The organism is Streptococcus sp. Marseille-P7376 (assembly GCF_902460385.1).
Classification (GTDB): domain Bacteria; phylum Bacillota; class Bacilli; order Lactobacillales; family Streptococcaceae; genus Streptococcus; species Streptococcus sinensis.
Genome location: NZ_CABPTS010000046.1, coordinates 1 through 1656, shown reverse-complemented (window position 1 = coordinate 1656; position 1656 = coordinate 1). Strand labels below are relative to the sequence as shown.

The 1656-nt window shown below is 42.5% G+C and carries 1 protein-coding gene; it reads right to left on the bottom strand.

Annotation, left to right across the window (positions count from 1 at the left end):
- A partial coding sequence (locus FZ952_RS11450) for a Spy0128 family protein (RefSeq protein ID WP_148881744.1) occupies positions 1–1656 on the bottom strand: 1656 nt, incomplete at both ends.

The following is a 1656-nucleotide window of genomic DNA, read 5'->3' as shown; positions in this document are numbered from 1 at the left end:
TTACAGAAACATTTGTTTCTGCTGGTGTGTAGCTATTGGTAATGGTGAAGCCAGTTGTGGCATCTCCAGTAAGGACTGAAGTGTAACCTGCTGGAACTGAAACTTCTGCGATTGTATAGGTGATTGGAGTGCCGCCTTTATCGACATCCAGATTTGTGAAAGTTTCTTCCCAATTGTTAGCTGCATTCAATTCACGTGTTTGACCAGTGTCAACACCATCTGCTAGAAGTTTAACAGTAATAGACTCTGGACGTTTGCCATCTTGATTGTCGGCATCGTTCCATACTTTCTTCACTGGTACTTGAGTTTTAGCTGGCGTATAGACATTGGTGAAGGTTGTGCTGCCATCGCTGGCATCACTGCTGTACTCAACAGCTGCATGCAGTTTCCCTTCTTTATCATCTGTTACAGTTACTTTAGCTGTCACTGTCTTCGCATCGTAGGCGATCCCATTTTCAGTTGTTCCAGCTTTCACTTCCTTGATGGTGTAAGTGTAAGTACCTTCTTCATCAAATGACAATTCTTTAAACTTAACTTTTCCGTCTGCACCATTCTTCGCTGTTTCAACGTTACCGACTTGGTCTGTCAAAGCAAATTCAAACATATCGGCTTCGAGATTTCGACCGGTCAGCTTCTTCGTTACTTCGAGACTTGCTTTAGCGTTTTTAGCCTTATAAGTATTTTCGAAAGTGCTGTTGTTATTGTCGTAAGAAACGCTTCCTTCAAGAGCTCCCTTATTGTTATCCCTTACTGTGATGGTCACTTCGACAGTCGTGTTAGAATAAGTGATTCCTTTATCAGTTGTGCCTGCATTCTTTTCAATGATGGTATAAGTGAATTCACCTGGTTTGTTAAATTCCAATTCACCAAACTGAATGTTTCCAGCCGCGTCATTTGTTGTGGTTGCGACTTGATCCCCCTCTCCATCCAACAAAGCGAATTCGAATTCACCGCCTTTAAGCTGAATCGGTTGATCTGTATTCTTATTGATAAACGTTTTCCTTGCAGCAACCGGCACTTTCACTTTGGCAGCTTTGTAGGTATTTGTGAATGTCTGAATTCCGTCATCTGTAATGGCATCAATAGCCCCAGAGATTGGAGGTACGAGATTTGAACCAGCAGCTACAGATGAGAAATCAGCAATAGGAGCTGTTAGAGCTGAAATGGCAAAATTTTCAACCCAGGCAACCAGCTGACCTCTTCCATTATCATAGACGTGTACAGTGACACGAACCGTTCTCGCATCATGGGTCACCCCATCAATGGTTTGACCAGCATTTGCTTCCACAATTGTGTACTGGTAATGTCCTTCTTGTGTAAACGGAAGATCCTTAAAGTTTACATTACCATCACCATCGTTCTTAGCTCTTTGAACTTCTTGTCCATTTTTATCTTTCAAGATAAACTCAAATTCATCCGCTTGAAGAGGTGTTGGACGACCGCCAGTCAACTCTTTTTTTACTTTAATGTCAGCTGTAGTTGGGGAAAATTTATACGTATTCGTAACAGTCAGAGCCGCTGTTTGGCTAGGAGTATAGCCGTCTATCGTATCTACGATGAGATTGCCATCTTCATCGACTTCCATCACACTATAAGTGTACTTCACACCGTGCTCATCTGTCGCAGGAAGGTCCGTCCATTCTACAGTTCCATTTG